Raw genomic sequence first — 18452 nt, forward strand, 5'->3', positions numbered from 1 at the left:
CCGTCGACCCCGCACTGCGCAAAGACCAGAACGTCATCCGAACTTCGTGTGTGAACGCCGGACGCACCATCGCAACCATCCCTCAAGGATCAGGCGCGTTGCGACGACCGCTCGAATCTGCCCCTCTGGTGCGGTAAGCACTGACGCAGCGCCGTGGACACAGAACCGACGAGAGTGTCGAAGGTAGTGAGCGGATGCGCCGGAACGTAGACCGGAAGCATGTTTGCCGTCATGCCGGGAACGAAATTCAAAGACCGGTCGACGCGCGCCCCGACCGGCATCCCGAACGGAAACGCGAAGATACCGGTCATCGCCGTAGTGAATGCCCTGCCGCACGCGATCAAAAAGGTGGCGACAGACCAGTTGTTGACACCGCATACATCCGCGATACGACTGGACAGCTCGACTCCCAGGTCATATCGCGTTCGCGAAACCTTCCAGGACGCGGAAGGCGCTCGCGCCGATAGCGTCGACGCACTCCATGTCGGATTCAAGGTTCTGCTCCAGAATTCCCGGTCCTCGGCCAAGGCGCCGGAATCGAGATATTTCTGCGTCCGCATCGAAGAGCGATTTCAGGTCTCCGAACCATCGCGGTTGCGCAACCTGTTCGAATGCAAGAGCAGTGTAGTGCTGGGCGATCCTGGTTACTATCAACGCACCGCCGAGTGCATCGAGCGCAAGGTGACTTCCGTACCCGTACAGGAACTCACGGCGTGGGCCGATGGTGATCACGGCAGATTGACTGCGTATTCGCGTCGATAGAGTTGCTCTGTGCTGATCCGTTCCAACATCCACCGCTCGGCGCTCACCTGCGGGCTCGATTCACCGCTCAAGTCGACGTACTCGACGGTGATCGGCCTCTCGAGATCGATCACTTGACGAACGTTTTCGCCATCGATCTCGAATCGAGTCCTCAGAACCTCGGCCTCACCGACGGTTTTCCGAATCGATTCCTCGAGTAGGTCTTTGTCGATCGTCATGTGCACGTCGAGATATTCACCGATGTTGAATGCCATCGACTCCGGTGATATCAGATCCGAAAACCAGACACCTTTTTGTGCGCTCAACAACGCGACGTCGTCGCCAGCAACTCTTACCACGACACTTCCTCCCCCGGAATCACTGCATAGCCAGCCGTCGAAATGCGACTGGCGAAAGGTACGAATCGATTCCTGAGATCAAACGCTGGACAACAGGTTCGTATGGAGATACTTGGCGAGCATCACGGGCGTGGGGTAGTCCATTGCAGCGGTGACGTGCAATTTGATCCCGGTAGCTCCGTGCAGTCTGTTACGGAACTCCATCGCACCAAGTGAGTCGATTCCGATGTCCTTGAACGGTGTCTCGGAATCGATCTGGGTACCCTCACCCACCACCGCTGACGCGTGCTGGCGCACGAGCTCCAATATGGCGCGTTCCTGAGCGGAATGGTCGAGTGCCGTGAGCATGTCGGTGAAATCGATTGCCGTTGTGGTGTCGGCCGCGATCTCGGTCGGTGATTCGAGTTCCACCAAGTCGCGAAGAACAGCAGGAACTTCCACCGAATATGCAAACGCACGCGCGTCGATTCTGGCCGGTACCACGACAGCGCAGACCGACCCCAACGACGCATCCAGCAGCCGCAGCCCGTCGTCCATCGACAGAACCGACATACCGCCCCGTGCCAGCCGTGCAGTGTCCTGCTCGCTCAGGTGCCCGGTCAGTCCGTCTTGCTGCTCCCACAAACCCCATGCCAACGACACCGCGGGCAATCCCTCGCTGCGCCTGCGCGCCGCCAATGCGTCGAGAAATGTGTTCGCAGCTGCATAGCCTGCCTGGCCCGGCGAACCCAAAATGCCGGCGGCCGAGGAGAAGAGAACGAAGGCCGACAGGTCGAGGTGACGAGTGAGCAGATGCAGGTTCCACGCGCCGTCGACTTTCGCCCGAAACACCCGGTCGATGTCTTCCGGCGTAGTGGAGGCGAAGATGTTGTCGGATAACTGACCCGCACAGTGAACAACAGCACTGAGCGGCTGCTCGGCAGGCAGCTGCTCGAGGACATCCGCCAAGAACTTTCGGTCCGCGACGTCACCCCGTGCAATCGTCACCTCGACTCCGAGGATCTCGACTTCCGACAGCAGTTCCTCGACACCGCTGGCCTCGACGCCGGTCCGGCTGATCAACACCAGATGCTCGACACCATAGTTCCGAGCCAGATGCCGAGCGACGCTGCGTCCGAGCGACCCCGTTCCACCCGTGATCAGTATCGTCCCGTGCAGTGGCACGGAATCAACCGTCAGGTGTGTGTCGGATCGAACGAGTCGCGGCACCAATGGCGATCCGCCTCGGATCGCAAGTTGGGGCTCGCCCGAACTCACCGCAAACGACACTGCCGCACCCATGTCAGTCGACTCTTCGACGTCGAGTAGAACTATGCGATCGGGATTCTCGGTCTGAGCCGCTCGTAGAAGGCCCCAGACGGAGGACTGGCCCAGTTCGCGAACATTCTCACCGTCTTCGGCCGCTACCGCTCCAGCTGTGACGACAACCAACGTTCTGTCGTCCGGATGCTCCACCAACCACCTCTGTACTCGCGCCAGAACGTCCACGACCTCGTCACTGGCGGTACGCCCCACCTCGGTTTCAGCTTTCGGGACAATGGTCAGCACCGGTTGCGACGCTTCGTCGTGGTCAGCGTCGTCGTTCAACTCGTGCCATCCGACGTCGGCCAGTGGTGCGGAGTAAGGCGACGCCACCCAGTCGACCGTGAACATCGCGTCGTCGATTCTGGTGGACAGCGCGGCCAGTCGTGTCAGGCTGACGTCAGCGAACATCAACGACTCGACCGACGCAACTACTCGACCGTCGCCGTCTGCGACGGACATCCGAATCCGGCGCTCGCCCACGCGCGAGAGTCGAACCCGAAGCTCCGACGCTCCGCCTGCGACGAGCGAAATGCCGGACCACGCGAACGGAAGCAATACCGATTCGGTCGACGAGCCGACTTCGCCAAGTATCAACGCGTGCAGAGCCGAGTCCAACAACGCGGGATGCAGCGAGAACGATGCACCATCACGAGCGTCATCGGGCAACGCCACCTCGGCATAGACGTCGTCCCCGTCGCGCCATGCCTCGCGAAGACCCTGGAAGGCCGGTCCGTACCGGTAGCCTCGCTCTGCGAGCAACTGGTAGACACCATCCAATTCCAGTCTCTCGGCTCCGAAAGGCGGCCATTCGGTTGCGAATTCGAACTCGTCGGCTCGGGCGACACCATTGGCAGTCCGTCGACCGACACTTCCGCGAGCATGGAGCGTCCAGGGAAGGTCCGAATGTCCTCCGATCCGTGAATAGATCGAGACAGGACGTTCACCGGCTCGACCTGCCGCATCCACGACGACCTGAAGTTGCACCTCGGTTCCCCTCGACACGATCACCGGGGCCTTCAGTACCAGCTCTCGTACCTCGGTCGCGTGGACTTCGCGAGCAGCGCGCAGTGCGAGTTCGACCAGCGCAGTGCCGGGGAGGAGAACGGTGCCGGACACGGAGTGGTCGGATATCCAGTGCGGTCGATCCGCCGAGAGCATCCCCATCAGAACTACCCCACCAGTATCCGGGCGTTGCACGACTGCGGCGAGGAGTGGATGTCCGGGATCATCGAGCCATGATGGGTCACCGGCGTCGGAGCGCTTCGAATCCATCCAGTAGGTCTTCGTGTCCCATGCGTAGGTGGGCAATCGAACGTACCCGGTGGACGGCACGAACCGCTCCCAGTCGACGGGCAGGCCACCGACGTGAAGCTCGGCGGTAGCGCGGTCGATGCATGCGTGTGCATCCTCGTCCCGACGGAGCGAACCCACTGCGATCACGTCTCGCCCAGCGTCCGCAGCCACCGTGAGAATCGGTGCGACGAGGGCAGGGTGCGGGCTCATCTCGACGAAATAGCGATACCCGTCGTCGACCATCCGTTCCACGGTCGAGGAAAACTGCACTGGTTCACGCAGATTGCGGTACCAATAGTCGGCCGCGATTTCTTTGACTGGCAACCGTTCCCCGGTCACCGTTGAGTACCACGCAGTCCGCCGCGGCTGGGCGATGATTTCCGAAAGATCCTCGTTCAAAGCGTCTTTCACCGACTCTACGTGAGCACTGTGCGACGCATAGTCGACCGAGAGGCGACGCGTGAAAATGTTCCTCCCGTCCAGCGCGGACAGGAGACCATCCAGTGAGTCACTGTCTCCTGCTACCACTACCGACCGTCCGCTGTTCACAGCAGCGATGGTCAAAGAGGCGCCGAACGAACTGATTTCGACCTTCAGCTGGTCCTCGGACAAGTTCACCACGGCCATTCCACCGCGGCCTGCGGTCTCGGTGAGATGCCTGCTACGGAACACCACGATCGCCGCTGCGTCGGCCAGGCCGAGCGCCCCGGCCACGTAGGCCGCCGCGATCTCCCCCTGGCTGTGGCCCACCACGCCGGAAGGCTCGATCCCACGGGCCCTCCAGACGGCCGCCAAAGACACCATCACCGCGAACAGCACAGGTTGGACGACGTCGTCCGAGTCCATACGGGGAGCACCGTCGTCGCCGCGAAGGACGGCAGCGACGGACCAACCCGTGTACCTACGGATCGTCGCGTCGCAGCGGTCGAACTCTTCTCCGAACTCGACATCGGTGCCGATGAGTCGACGCGCCATTCCTGCCCATTGCGAGCCTTGTCCGGGAAAGACGAACGCAACCTTGCCGGAACGCAATGCAGGCTCCAGCCCCTGAACCAAGTACGGGGACTTGCCGCCCTGCGCCAGGGCGACAACCCCGCCTCGAAGCTCGGAGCGATCGCGGGCAACCACCACCGCGCGTCGCTCGAAATGCGACCTCCTGACCGCCAACGTGCGTGCCAGAGCCGGCAACGACACTGTCGGATCGGCATCGAGAGTGTCGAGCAACAGCGCACCCTGACCACGCAGAGAGTTCTCGCTTCGAGCGGAGACGGGAAACAACGCAACCGGCGAATCGAGTGGGGGTTCGATCGGACGGCGGGGTGCCTCCTGCAAGATCACGTGCGCATTGGTACCGCTGATTCCGAAAGCACTGACTCCGACGCGTCGAGTGCGCTCGCCCGCAGGCCACGACAACGGTTCGTTCAACAGGGCCAACCCGGAACCGGCCCAATTCGCATGGGGACTCGGCGACGAGGAATGGAGAGTCTGCGGCAGAATCTCGTGTTGTAGTGCCTCCACCATCTTGATCACTCCACCGACGCCTGCTGCCGCCTGCAGGTGGCCGAGATTGGACTTCAACGATCCGATTCTCAGTGGCCGATCGGACGGTCTCCCCGATCCGAACACGCGAGCCAGAGCCCGCGCCTCGATCGGATCTCCCAGCGGCGTGCCGGTTCCGTGCGCTTCGACATAGTCGATGTCGTCGGGCTCCAGATCCGCCGATCGTAGTGCCGCCTTGAGAACACGTTCCTGAGCGATTCCGTTGGGCGCACTGAGCCCCTGGCTGCGTCCGTCCTGATTGACGGCCGAACCGGTCATCACCGCAAGGATGGGGTCCTGGTCCCGTACTGCGTCGTCCAGGCGCTTGAGCAGCACGAGACCGCAACCCTCCGCCCACACCACTCCATCTGCGTCTGCGGAGAACGGGGAGCACTTACCCGAACTAGCCAGGCCACGCAACCTGCTGAACTCGACGTGCGTCCGCGGGGTGGTCATGACGGTGACCCCACCTGCCAGCGCCATGTCGCATTCACCCGCACGGAGTGCCTGCGCCGCGAGATGCATCGCGACCAACGACGACGAGCAGGCGGTGTCGATGGTCAGCGCGGGACCTTCCAGTCCGAGTGCGTACGAGATTCGTCCGGACGCGACACTGCCCGCTGATCCTGTTCCGATATGACCGTTGAGTTGATCCAGTGACAGACCACTCCCGTAGCCACTGTCGTACAACCCCACGTACACGCCGGTCGGTGATCCGCTGAGCGAAAGGGGGTCGATGCCGGCCCGCTCGATCGCCTCCCACGCAACCTGCAACAACAACCGTTGCTGCGGGTCCATCGCACGAGCTTCCTGCTCCCCTATGCCGAAGAACGCGGCATCGAACGCCGATATGTCGGCGAGGTACCCACCCTCCAGTGAATAGGCCCTACCCAACCTGTCGGGATCATCATCGAGCAGATCGACCGCATTCCATCCGCGCTCGGATGGTGAGCCGACGACGTCCGTGCCGACCTCCAACAATTGCCATAGTTGTTCCGGGCTGTCGGCGCCACCGGGAAACCTGCACGCAGTCGCGACAATCGCAATATCGCCGCCGGTGAACGACGCGTCGGGCGTCGATTCGTCACCTCGTTCGCTGCCGATGGCCGCAGCGATCTTCGCGATCGTCGGATGTTCGAACAGTAGACTCGGCTCCAGAGTTCGTCCGACCGTCGCGGAGAGCTCCGACGTCAATTCGACCAGTGCCCGCGAACCCAATCCGAATTCGGCAAGAGGCCGGTCGACGTCCACGCGAGCCGAGTCGATGTCGGCCCGAGCCGCGATCGCGTCCGAGAGCCACGCCTCGATGTCAGCGACGTCGGTGATACTTATCGTCTCCGCTGCACTCAGAATTTCGTCCTCCGGAGGGCGAATCTGGTCCTCGGTCCCCGCGCCCGGGCGCTGGATTTCGTGCAGCTCTCCCGCCAGGTATGCGGCACGGGTCGCCTGTCGTTGAATTTTTCCGCTGCTGGTCTTGAAAATCGAACGTGGTTCGATCAGTACCACCGACTCGAGGCCGAGCCCATGATCTCGACTGACCGCAGCACGTACCGCGGACTCGATTCGCTCGAGCTCACCGGGATCGGTCGGCTTCAGCTCGGCGACGACGACGGGGCGCTCACCACCGGTCACGTCGTCGACGGAAAAGGCTGCAATACATCCCGGTCTAACCGCCGGATCGGCTTCCTCGACCGTCAACTCGATGTCCTGCGGATAATGATTCTTTCCGTCGATGATGAGGAGGTCTTTGCTTCGACCGGTCACGAACAACTCCCCATCGAGGACGAACCCGAGATCACCGGTCCGCATGAAGGGTCCGCGACCGTCGTCGAGGACTGCATCGAACACCTCGGCGGTTTTCGCCTCGTCGCCAAGATATCCCTGCGCCACACTGCCACCCGACACCCAGATCTCGCCGATCTCCTCGGCAGGCACCTCGGCTCTCGCGTGGGGATCCACGATGACCACCGACATTCCGATCCCGGGTCGGCCGCTGCTGACCCACTCAGCCGAATCGGATTGTTCGTCCGATCGACGAGTGACGACCCGCGGGGGTGTGTCCAATGCACTTCCGGTCACCATGAGCGTCGCTTCTGCCAACCCGTACCCCGGCATGAAGGATGCGTCCCGAAACCCGGCGGGCCGGAACTTGTCGGTGAAGTTGCGAACGGTTGATGCGCGGATCGGCTCGGCTCCGTTGAAGGCGACGTGCCAGGAACTCAGATCGATGTCCTGTAGCAGCTCCGGCGTAGCACGACGAACGCACAGTTCGTACCCGAAGTTCGGTGAACCACTGGTGTGACCTCGAAATTTCGACATCGCCCGCAACCAGCGTTCGGGTTTCTGCAGAAAATGCAGCGGCGACATCAGAACTGTTGTACCGCCTGTGAAGACCGTGCCCAGCACTGGGCCGATCAAACCCATGTCATGGTAGACCGGCAGCCAACTGACCGTCATGGCGCCCTCCCAGGAGGCAACACGATCCGGCGTATGTCCCATCAGGCCGGCCATTGCGGTTGCGTTGTGAAGGAGGTTGCCGTGGCTGACGATCACGCCTTTGGGCGCGGACGTCGAACCAGATGTGTACTGGAGAAAAGCTGTTGCGTCCAAACCGATCCCGAGGTCGCGCCAGCTGCTTTCGGCGGAGCTCGCAATCTCGTCCGTGGCAATCCAGTCCAGCGCAGCCAGCGCGGGCACGTTGCCGACAACCGTAGCGAGGCCATCGATGATCTGACGATTCGCGAGAACCACGGCGACGTCCGCGTCGGCAATGATCTGACGCAGTCGTCTTAGGCCGCGATCGAGCTCGTGAAACTGCGGCAGCGGAACCGGGATGGCGACGATTCCCCCGAACATGCATCCGTAGAACGCCTCCACGAAGTCCATTCCCGGCGGATACAGCATCAGAGCGTTTCTGCCGATCAACTCGCGTTGCTGAAGTGTTGCTCCGATTGCACGCGATCGCTTGGCCAGTGAGGAATACGTAGTGTCCGTGATGTCGCCGTCGACTTCACCAGTTTCCAAGAATCTGTACACGGACTTGTTCGGTGTATCCGATTCACGATTGTTCAACAAATCTACGAATGAGCTGTACATGGCACACTGTCCTCGGTGATGTCGGTGATGGGGATGCTGAACGAAGCAGCATTTACGGCTCGATCGAGTGGCGCCGGGAGCTTGTCGCGGCGCCTATGAATGCGGACTTCAGGAGTTGTCGGTCACAGCTTGGACAAAGGTGACCGAGAATCACCGGCGGCCGAGACCAATCCGTCGATGCCTGCCACGATCTCTGCCAACATGTCGGACAACAGGTAGGGGTTGTAACGCATTACCTCGTGGCCTTCGTCGATCTCGTATGTTGTCCACATCGGATCCGAGCGCAGTCGCTCGAAGGTCGACTTGAATGGGCTTGCGCGCCAACCTGTCGCGTGAATGTAGGTTCGATGGATCGATGCGTCGATCGCCTGTGCCTTGCTAGCCTGCAGGAGGGATGCGATGGGATGCGGATGTGACCGCTCGTCCGCACCCGGCCCTGGCAGGACGAATCGACCGTCCTCGCTGACCAGAGCCGCGCACCCTTCGCGAAGAAGCTCGCCCATCAACATCCAACACGAGTCTCCCCGCTCGGGTAGGAATGCATCGATATAGACTGCGCTTCGGCAACGCTCGGGCACCATCGCGCACACCCCGGTCGCCACCATCCCCCCGTAACTGTGCGCAGCCAGAACGACGTCCCGCAGATCGTTCTCGACGATGAACGTCACCACATCGTCGATGTGATCGTCCAGGTTGTACACGCGTTCCCGCTGAGTCTGTCCGTCGAGACCGGACAAGGTGAGCGAGTGGACCGTATGTCCCTGTATCTCCAGCTCAGCGGCTACCGTGTTGTAAGTCCACGCGCCTTCCCAACTTCCTGGAACCAGAACGATAGTCGCCATATCAGAACCTTTCTTCTCACCTGTGGCCGAAGAACTCAATGCCGTTGTACGTCGGATTTCTCGTGAGTCGCGAGGCTGGCGGCGGCGTTGGTCGAGACCCCACCGTGCTCGTATGCGTCGAAGTCGACGCGTCGAGTTGCGTGCGCGTATTCCAGGTGTGTCCCCGGCCAGACTGCGAAAGGTTTACCATCTTTGCCGCTCAACCATCCAGGACATCCAGTGCCGTACACCGTCTTTGAGAGCGCGACAGCACGTTTGGAGTTGTACTCGTCCTGCGCATCCTGTCGAACATCGACCCATCCGCCGGTCTGCGCGATACGCTCGATGACCGTCCGGACGAAGCGTGCTTCTTTCTCCAACATGAAGATCACGGTGTTGACGTTCGATGCGGTGCCGGGACCGTAGATCATGAAGAGGTTGGGAAAGCCGGACACCGAAATACCCAGGTACGCTTCTGGATTCTCCTTCCACTCGACGTGAAGGTTTCGTCCGTCGCGTCCGATGATGGCGATCGGAGCGAGGTACTCGTCCGCTGCGAACCCGGTGCACCAGACAACGACATCGGCGGGCACCGTTTCACCGTCCGACAGCTCGACCGAGTTCTCCGCCACTCGTCGAATCCCCTGCCGGTGAACGGACACGTGGTCACGATCGAGTGCTGGGTACCAGTCGTTCGACATCAAGAGTCTGTTGCACATTGCCCGATACTCGGGCGTCACCGCCGAACGAAGAACCGGGTCACTGATCTGGCGACGAATCTTCAGTCGCATCCACCCCTCGAGAATCCTACGAAACGGATCCATCCGGTTGTAGATCAACGGCGAACGAAGTTCGTACCAGAGGAATTCGAGATTGTGTTGCAGGCGCATGACAGAAGGAAAGCGTCGAAGAAGTCGACCGATCAACGGGTTCGCACGGTAGTCGTGGCGGTCGACCACCCAGTTCGGGGACCGCTGAACCACAGCTAGCTCCGCGACGTCGTCGACGATTTTCGGCACCAGCTGGACCGCACTCGCGCCAGAGCCGACCACCACGACCCGCTTGCCAGTCAGATCGACCGAGTGATCCCACTCCGCAGAGTGGAACATCGAGCCACCGAACCCGTCACTCACCTCCACGTCCGGAATCCTCGGCTTGGACAGCAACCCGGTTGCGCAGATCAGCGCGTCGAACTCGCGATCCTCTCCATCGACGAACTCGAGACGCCAACGATGGTCTTCGAAGCGTGCTGCCGATACTTCCCGTCCGAACGAGATTTTCGTCGATACGCCGTACTTCTCGGCCGCTCGCTGCAGATAGTCACGGATCTCGGACTGGGTCCCGAACCTGGCGGACCAGTCGGCATCCAGATCGAACGAATAGGAATAGATGGACGACGGCACATCGCACGCCGCCCCTGGATAGGTGTTTGCACGCCACACGCCACCGACGGAATCTGCGCGCTCGAAGACCTCGTAGGAGTCGATTCCGTTGCGCTCCAGTTCGATTGCCGCTGCAAGACCACCGAACCCAGCTCCAATGATCGCAACTGTCGGCGAATGCGCATCGGTGTTCGTCATGCCGAAGGCGCCAGATTCTGCAACCGAACGCGACCGCGTGCTATGTGCTTGTCATTCTCGTCGGAGACAACAACTTCCCACAGCTGCTGCAAACGCCCGCGATGGAGTGGATTCGCCTCGGCGTATAGCGCGCCAGTACGCGCAGATCTCAGGAAGTCCGTGCTGTTGTTGACACCGACAACAGTGCCACCACCGTTCTGACTGAGCCAGGAGAATGCCGCGATGCTCGCGATGGACTCGATGACGCCGCAGTAGACGCCGCCATGCACCAGCCCGAAAGGCTGGTGGTGGGAAGGTTGCGCCAACCATTCCGCACGTACCCTGTCGGCCGTCACTTCCGTTACTTCGAGCCCAATCAGACCTTCGAAACCGTTGGGATTGAATATGTTTCTCGCCACGGTAGGGTGTGCAGTCGTCTCGGTCATTTAAGCGAATCCCATCCACTTGGTCACGATCTCGGTCATGATCTCGTCAGTACCGCCGGCAATGGACATCACCCGAGCGTCCCGGTAGTGACGATTGATTTCGGTGTCGCGCATGTATCCACTGCCGCCGTGTAGCTGGAGCGCTCTGTCGACGACGAATGAACTGGCTTTTGTCGCCTCCAATTTTGCCCAACAGACCTGCGGCACAATGATTTCACCTTCGCTCACGCGAACGATCGTGTTCTTCAGATACTGGCCGGACACGTCCACCGCTTGCGCCATCTCGGCGAGCCGGTGGCGAACCACTTGCCGTTGGATCAAAGGCCGTCCGAACGTCGACCGCTCGCGGCACCATTCCACGGCGAGGTCGAGAGACCGCTTTGCTATCCCGTACGCCATGCCAGCTTGGCCGAGTCGCTCGTGCTGAAACAACTCCATGATGAGCCGGAAGCCCCCGTTTTCGACGCCGATCAAGTTCGCCGCAGGTACCCTGACGTCGGTGAAGGCGAGCTCCGCGGTGTCGGAGCAGTCCCATCCCATCTTGTCCAGGCGTCGAGTCACCTCGAAACCCGGTGTGTTCTTTTCGATCACGAGCAGTGACAGACCCTGGTGCCCTGGCTCTCCGGTCCTGACCGCAGTCACGACCGCATCAGCACGGACGCCGGAGCTGATGAACGTCTTCGAACCGTTGACGATGTAATCGTCTCCGTCGCGCCGTGCCGTCGTTCGGAGACCCGCGACGTCGGATCCACCCTCGGGCTCGGTGATTCCGAGCGCAACGACCATCCGCCCTTCCAACGTCGGTCGTACGAACTTCTCCACCTGCTCGGGTGTCCCGCACGAAATCAACGGGGCAAGAGCGACGCGGTGTGTGAAGAGGGCCATCATCAATCCGCTCGACCGGCCCGAAAGAATCAGCTCCTCACCCATGACACAGAAGTCGATGAGGTCGCCACCGCTGCCGCCCACCGCTTCGTCGAAACCAATGCCCAGGATCCCGACTTCGGCTGCTCTCGCGTGCAACTCCATAGGAATGAATCCGTCGCGCTCCCACTGGTCGATGTTGGGTGCAACTTCTTTCTCTGCGAAGTTTCGGACCATGTCTTTGAGTGCGACACGTTCCTCGGTTTCGAAGATTTTCATTGAACTCCTAGTTCGATGTGTGACGCCCTGAACCGAGCATCGTGGACTGATCGGCTGAAGCAGCAGTGCCGTATCTCGGTTGTGGTTGCAGGGCAATAGAATTAGCCGGTCTTTCACTCGACCGGGTTACCACCGCGGAGCGCTCGACAGTGCTGTGTTCCGTGCAGTCCGCGTAATCTGGATTTGCAGTCTCAGTTGCGTACCGGGTCGCCGATGACCAGATATGAGTGCCGAATGCAATAGTCGAACGCCGCGCTTCGTCGAGCGGTTTGGACGCACTCCAGATCGGTCCCTATTGCCAGACTTTGGCTCTGCGCCTATCGCGTGTCCCGAAGACGCGCCGAAAGTAAGATCTTTCGATGTAGGAAGTGATGCGGAGCGATCCGCATGCGTCTACGTCGGCGTTGTCAGCTTCATGTCTCCCCCAACTGAGTCTCGTGCAACCCCCCACAGGTAGCTCGTTCGACGGCTGCGCTTTTCAGCTCGGCACGTCTGGACAGAGAATATACCGACCTTTTGGTTTGTTCTACTTGCTACCCTGTGAGGGCAGTCACTGCCGGAGTGAATTGATAGCGAAATATGTTGTCGCATAGTTACTTCAGCGAATGACATGCCTTATTCTCACCGGTGCGACGAGCGGCCGGTTCGGTGCGGAGCCCACCGATCCCCGTCCCATCCAGTCTCGAAACGGTACCAGTTGTGGCACGATGATGGGGAGTGAGCACTCGCGGCTGTCACAAGGTCGGCCGCTTAGATCGAGGGGGGTTTCGATGAATTCCACACGCAGTCCATGGTTTGCGTTGTCCGCCTTGGTTATCGGCTTCTTCATGATCGTCCTGGACATGACGATCGTAGCCGTAGCCAACCCGGCAATCATGGTGGCGCTGGATGCAGATGTGTCCCAGGTCATCTGGGCGACAAGCGCATATCTGCTGGCATTTGCAGTTCCGCTTCTCGCGAGCGGCCGTCTCGGTGATCATCTCGGCCCGAAGAATCTCTACATCTGCGGGATCGCAGTCTTCACAGGCGCTTCCCTACTGTGTGGTCTGTCGGGGTCGATCGAGGCACTGATCGCAGCTCGAGCTCTGCAAGGATTTGGAGCAGCGTTGATGGCTCCTCAAACGATGGCGGTGATCACCCGCATATTCGATCGGGAGAACCGCGCAGCCGCCATGGGCGTATGGGGCGCGGTTGCAGGGTTCGCGAATTTGGCTGGACCTTTGCTGGGAGGTGTTCTAGTCGATATCGCGGGGTGGGAGTGGATCTTCTTCGTCAACGTTCCGGTGGGCGTTGTTGCGCTTCTACTCGCAGTCCGTCTGGTTCCGACGTTACCTACGCAGCCGCACAGGCTCGACTGGCGTGGGGTCCTGCTGAGCGGTGCCGGAATCTTTTTGCTTGTATTCGGACTTCAAGAAGGTCACAGCAGGAACTGGGACACCCTGACGATCGTCATGGTCGTCGGCGGCATCGCGACCCTTGTTGTATTCGTCGTGGATCAAGCCCGAACCAAGGGCGAACCACTGTTGCCTCTCGTGCTGTTCCGAGACCGCAACTTCGCACTCTCGAACGTCGCGATCGCGATTATCGGCGCCTCGGTTGCCGCCGTGATGGTGCCGCTGTACTTCTACCTACAAGCAGTACGAGACATGTCACCCACGCGGTCCGCGTTGTTCGCAGCACCGATGGCGATCACCACACTGATCCTCGCCCCCATAGTCGGGAAGATCAGCGGTCGTTTCCATCCCAGGACGATTCCGACGACCGGATTCGTACTGTTCGCGCTATCGGTCTTCTGGTTCTCGACTTTGATGACTCCGGACTCGTCGACGACGATGATTCTCGTAGTGGCCGCTGTTACCGGAGCCGCCAATGCGTGTATCTGGGCGCCGTTGGCCGCCACAGCGACTCGTAATCTGCCCGAGCACCAGGCGGGCGCTGGATCTGGCGTCTACAACGCGATACGCCAGGTTGGTTCCGTCCTGGGAAGTGCAGCTATCGCTACTGTCATGGCCGATCGTATGTCGGCGAATGGCTTGGGGAGTGGCAAGCTTGCGGAAGGTGGGCTCGGTCTCGATGCGATACCCGAGTTCGTCAAGGTGCCGTTCAGCAGGGCCCTCTCCGAATCGTTGTATCTTCCAATCGGAGTGCTCCTCGTCGGTATCGTGATGTGCGCGTTGTTCGTTCGGGATAAGTCTCCATCGGCGACGCGCTCCGAGCCGTCACAGGCAAGCGACGTGGACAGCAAGGCTTGAATCTGAAAGGTGCGCGAAGACACCTGAGGGGACCGTCGGCGCTTGCGCGTCGGTGGTCCCCTCAGGTGATGTCGAAATGGGTGCAGTCGAATCGGTTGCAGTCTGGAGTTCGAACTAACGCGTGAGTTTTATCCCGTACGCGATGGAACCGAGCAAGCCAACTGCCAGGACGATGACAGCGGCAAGTGCCGGCCAGGCAGATACTCGACCCGCCACGGCAAGAACAGTGAACGCCACGGTTGCAATGGCCGAGACGACCGACGCTGCGAGGATGAACAGCAATGCCGACGGGATTGCTTCGGTGCCTAGACCGACGGCCCGGGCCGTTGTTCGTTCTTCGCGGTCCCACGACGTCCGAGTCGAATCGATCGGCTGATGTTCTAGCTGAGACATTGCGCTCCCTGAGGTCCATGCCCGATTCTGCGGGCGTAGTTGACGGTGTGAGTTCTCGCTCTGCGAGTACCCGAATCACGCTGTCCAAGTAGAGATTATGCGCGTCTTCGAAGCGCTGAGGTTCGGGTGAGGTCGTTCGAGATCACCGATTTCTAGGAGTCACAATGGTGCTGCGGACCCAATCGGCGATCTGCTCGGCGATTTGCTCGCTGTGATTGATCCACGCGATGTGACCGAGCGCCCGGCCCCCGGTCATCGATTTGTCGAAGTGCTTGCGCGTCAATTCAGCATTGGGGATGTGAGCACACAAGGCATCCAAAGCCGCGGGCGGCGCCATCCAGTCACCGTCGACGGACGCCGCAAGTACCGGAAGGTCGACCGTCCGCATGAGCTCGGAGTAACGCGTCCCGTGCCCGATCGAATCGAAGCTGTTCGTGCGAGCAAGCCGCGCCCAGTCGAGTATGAGCGGCTTCGGCTGTCGGCCAAGGAAGTTCAATGTGTCACCGGGGTAGTAGCCGAAGAGGCTGGCAGTGATCGCGGCGAACGAGGTTCCGAGAAGGGGGGCGAGTGCTGACGTACCGGGGTACACGCGGTAGTACGGAGTGTTCGTTGCGATCAACACGATCCCCGCAAGTTCCACCGGTCGGGCGGCGGCGTACATGAGGCCGATCTGACCACCGAGGCTGTGACCGAGTAACACGATCGGTCGACCTGGGAACACGTTCTCGATTTCGGCAACGACAGCGGGGAAGTCGATCGTCGCGATGTCGTGATAACCCACATCGGTGCCGCGCTCGGTGCGCGGTGTGCTTGCCCCGAAGCCTCGGTAGTCCGCCACCACTGTCCCGACCCCGCGCTTGGCGAATTCGTCCAACAATCGCGTGTACTTTCTAGCTGCTACACCCATAGCAGTCCAGATCATCACCACCGGCATGTCCGGGTCACCTTCGCGACTGAGAAGGGAAAGCCTGTCCCCCTGTGCAAGAACGACGGTGTGCTGGTCGGTACTTCGCGTGTCTGTCACAGTTCGTCTCCCCTGAATAGTCGACTTTCCCGCGATCGACGCCTCACGTGGACGGAAGTAATCCGTCACGGGCGTGTGATGCGGTGGTCGGTTGTCGATTTCCATTCGCCGAAACCGAGGCTAGCAGGGGTGGTCTCATTTTGAAACTGCAGGAGTAGAATTTGTCCATGCGCTACGGAGAACTCGACGAGATACCGTGCTCGATCACGCGACCGCTGGTCGTCTTCGGCGACCGTTGGACACTGCTGATCCTCAAGTTCTCTTTCGCGGGCGTGCGACGCTTCAACGAATTCACGACCTCACTCGGAATCTCCAGAAGCAGACTGCAAGATCGACTCAACCGGTTGGTCGAACACGGCATTTTGACCAAGGCCGCTACCGCAGAGGGAAAGTACGAGGAGTACAGGCTCACCAAGAAGGGGCACGACATCTACCCCATCCTGATGGCGATCAAAGACTGGGGCGACAACTACATGGCCCCGGACGGTCCGCCGGTTCTGTATCAACACAGCCGATGCGGAGGTGATGCCCATGTCTCACTCGAGTGCGATCGTTGCGGGGATCACCTCAACGCCCGCGATATCACCCCGATACTCGGACCAGGCCTGACGGGCGAGGCGTAGTCGGCTCACCGCCAACTCTCCGTCTCTCGTATTCCCGGGTCGACCGGAACCACGTGTCCAGGGATGGCAACAAAAAAAGCAGGCTCCGACGTATCGAAGCCTGCAATCATGTTCTGCAACCAGCTGTGTGGGCGGAGGGGGACTTGAACCCCCACGTCCTTACGGACACTGGCACCTGAAGCCAGCGCGTCTGCCATTCCGCCACCCGCCCGGGCGACTGGAGAACATTAACACGCACATCCGGCAGCGATGAAATCGCGTCCACCGCGACCACGTCGGCCCGGATGCCCGACGAGCGGCAACGTATATCATGCTTGAACGACGACCTCGAGCCGACACGCGCTCGGGAGTCGGCGGCATAACGGAACCGGGAGGAGAGGTCACCCATGGGCATTGTCCAGCGCTTCGAGCGAAAATTGCAGGGAGCTGTCGGTGACGTGTTCGCCCGTGTTTTCGGCGGCGGTGTCGTTCCACAGGAAGTGGAGGCAGCGCTGCAACAGGAGGCATCCGATCGGGTTCGCCCGCTCGACGGTGGCCATTACCTCGCACCGAACAGTTATGTGATCACCATCAACAGTTCCGATCACGAAGAACTTGCCGCCGACCGTGACCTCACCGTGAAGGCGTTCTCCCGTCACCTCGGCGACTACATCCGCGATCAGGGATGGCAGACGTACGGCGACGTGGTGGTGCGCTTCGAACCGTCACCTACTTTGCACACCGGGCAGTTTCGGGCCAGTGGTTCGGTCGATCCCGATGTGGGACGATCACCCACTGCAACCGCACCACCTCCGCGCCCGTCAGCCCCACCCCAGTCGACATCAGGAGCCGGCCCCATGACGCAGAACTCAGGCTACGACCCGCAACGCGATCCGGCTGACGGCTCTCGCCAGGATCCGCGGGCACGCGGCGGCTACCCGGCCCCTGGCCAGGACCCTCGTTACGCGCAGCAGAACGGGTACGACGCACCGGCACGCGACCAGGGCTACCGGAACGGTGCCGCGTACCCGGGCAACGCACCTGCCGACGATCGATACGATCCGCAGTCGTACAACCAGGGCTCGTACGACCAGCAGCAGCCGTACGGCCAGCAGGCGTATTCGGATCAGAACTACGCCGAACAGGGTTACCAAGACCAGGGCTACCAGGACCAGGGCTACGGCCAGCAGGCATACGCAGACCAGGGTTACGACCAGCAGGCCTATTCGGATCAGGGCTACGGCCAGCAGGCATACGCAGACCAGGGCTACGACCAGCAGGCGTACACCGGCCAGGGCTACGACCAGCAGGCATACGACCAGCCCGGTCGTCAGGGCGGCTACCAGCAGCCTGCTTACGACTACCCACCCCAGCAGCAGGGCGGCTACCAGCAGGGCGGCGGCTACCGCTACGACGAGCCCGCCTACGGCGAGAGTCAGGGACTGTCCGCGACGCTGCAGCTCGAGGACGGAAGCGGCCGCTACTTCCAGCTCCGTCACGGACAGAACATCATCGGTCGCGGACAGGACGCGCAGTTCCGTCTCCCCGACACCGGTGTCTCACGTCGCCACGTCGAGATTCGCTGGGACGGACGCGTCGCGATGCTGTCCGACCTGGGCTCGACCAACGGCACCACCGTCAACGGCGCACCGGTACAGGACTGGCAGTTGGCCGACGGTGACGTCATCCGCGCCGGACACTCCGAGATCTTGGTCCGCATCGTTTAAACGGCCCCACCAGTATGGTGATCTCCACACGCAGCTTCACCCTAGGATGCTGCGTGAGACGCCGTGTCTGCACGAAGACACGGTCACGCGGGCCGATTCGGGGCTCGTCCCGCCGTGAATGACGAAGATGGTGGCGAAGGAGGTGGACGGCT

The 18452-nt window shown here is 61.1% G+C and carries 13 protein-coding genes and 1 tRNA gene; 3 read left to right on the forward strand and 11 right to left on the reverse strand.

From position 1 onward, the window contains the following. Positions 1-89 precede the first annotated feature (89 nt). The 8 genes from CHB96_RS16985 to CHB96_RS17015 form a co-directional block, all read right to left on the reverse strand. Positions 90-527 (reverse strand): condensation domain-containing protein, encoded by a 438-nt coding sequence (locus CHB96_RS16985; protein WP_245865842.1) that lies wholly within the window; start codon positions 525-527, stop codon positions 90-92. Further along, entirely contained in the window at positions 415-732 is a 318-nt protein-coding gene (locus CHB96_RS30155; RefSeq protein ID WP_245865851.1) for a hypothetical protein, read from the reverse strand. Before CHB96_RS30155 ends, CHB96_RS16985 begins: the two co-directional genes overlap by 113 nt. Beyond that, positions 729-1100, reverse strand: coding sequence for a condensation domain-containing protein (locus CHB96_RS16990; protein ID WP_176444343.1), 372 nt, complete (start codon positions 1098-1100; stop codon positions 729-731). The genes CHB96_RS30155 and CHB96_RS16990 overlap by 4 nt, the downstream gene beginning before the upstream one ends. A gap of 78 nt (positions 1101-1178) precedes the next feature. Next, the gene (locus CHB96_RS16995; RefSeq protein WP_176444344.1) at positions 1179-8273 is read right to left on the reverse strand and encodes a type I polyketide synthase; all 7095 of its coding nucleotides are present in this window, start codon (positions 8271-8273) and stop codon (positions 1179-1181) included. A gap of 182 nt (positions 8274-8455) precedes the next feature. After that, positions 8456-9175 (reverse strand): alpha/beta fold hydrolase, encoded by a 720-nt coding sequence (locus CHB96_RS17000; RefSeq protein WP_089248368.1) that lies wholly within the window; start codon positions 9173-9175, stop codon positions 8456-8458. 35 nt (positions 9176-9210) lie between these two features. Next, positions 9211-10734, reverse strand: coding sequence for a flavin-containing monooxygenase (locus CHB96_RS17005; protein ID WP_089248370.1), 1524 nt, complete (start codon positions 10732-10734; stop codon positions 9211-9213). Then, positions 10731-11159, reverse strand: a complete 429-nt coding sequence (locus tag CHB96_RS17010) for a PaaI family thioesterase (protein WP_089248372.1) — start codon at positions 11157-11159, stop codon at positions 10731-10733. Before CHB96_RS17010 ends, CHB96_RS17005 begins: the two co-directional genes overlap by 4 nt. Further along, positions 11160-12302: an acyl-CoA dehydrogenase family protein gene (locus CHB96_RS17015; RefSeq protein ID WP_089248374.1), complete on the reverse strand. Its 1143-nt coding sequence runs from the start codon at positions 12300-12302 to the stop codon at positions 11160-11162. A 770-nt stretch (positions 12303-13072) separates the two neighbouring features. Here CHB96_RS17015 and CHB96_RS17020 point away from each other — a divergent pair. Beyond that, positions 13073-14554, forward strand: coding sequence for a DHA2 family efflux MFS transporter permease subunit (locus tag CHB96_RS17020; RefSeq protein ID WP_089248376.1), 1482 nt, complete (start codon positions 13073-13075; stop codon positions 14552-14554). A 114-nt stretch (positions 14555-14668) separates the two neighbouring features. Here CHB96_RS17020 and CHB96_RS17025 read toward each other — a convergent pair whose 3' ends face one another. Both CHB96_RS17025 and CHB96_RS17030 read right to left on the reverse strand, forming a co-directional pair. Next, positions 14669-14947 (reverse strand): hypothetical protein, encoded by a 279-nt coding sequence (locus CHB96_RS17025; protein ID WP_089248378.1) that lies wholly within the window; start codon positions 14945-14947, stop codon positions 14669-14671. Between the two features lie 142 nt (positions 14948-15089). Further along, positions 15090-15971, reverse strand: coding sequence for an alpha/beta hydrolase family protein (locus CHB96_RS17030; RefSeq protein WP_176444345.1), 882 nt, complete (start codon positions 15969-15971; stop codon positions 15090-15092). Positions 15972-16138: 167 nt separating this feature from the next. Here CHB96_RS17030 and CHB96_RS17035 point away from each other — a divergent pair, with 167 nt between their 5' ends. Further along, a complete protein-coding gene (locus tag CHB96_RS17035; RefSeq protein WP_089248382.1) occupies positions 16139-16594 on the forward strand; it encodes a winged helix-turn-helix transcriptional regulator in 456 nt (151 codons plus the stop codon). 128 nt (positions 16595-16722) lie between these two features. On the opposite strand, the gene CHB96_RS17040 is transcribed toward CHB96_RS17035, so the two are convergent. Beyond that, positions 16723-16805, reverse strand: a tRNA-Leu gene (locus CHB96_RS17040). Positions 16806-16980: 175 nt separating this feature from the next. Between CHB96_RS17040 and CHB96_RS17045 the strand changes: the two genes are divergently transcribed. Continuing rightward, the gene (locus CHB96_RS17045; RefSeq protein ID WP_089248384.1) at positions 16981-18300 is read left to right on the forward strand and encodes an FHA domain-containing protein; all 1320 of its coding nucleotides are present in this window, start codon (positions 16981-16983) and stop codon (positions 18298-18300) included. Positions 18301-18452: the final 152 nt, after the last annotated feature.

Source organism: Rhodococcoides kyotonense, assembly GCF_900188125.1.
Taxonomy (GTDB): Bacteria; Actinomycetota; Actinomycetes; order Mycobacteriales; family Mycobacteriaceae; genus Rhodococcoides; species Rhodococcoides kyotonense.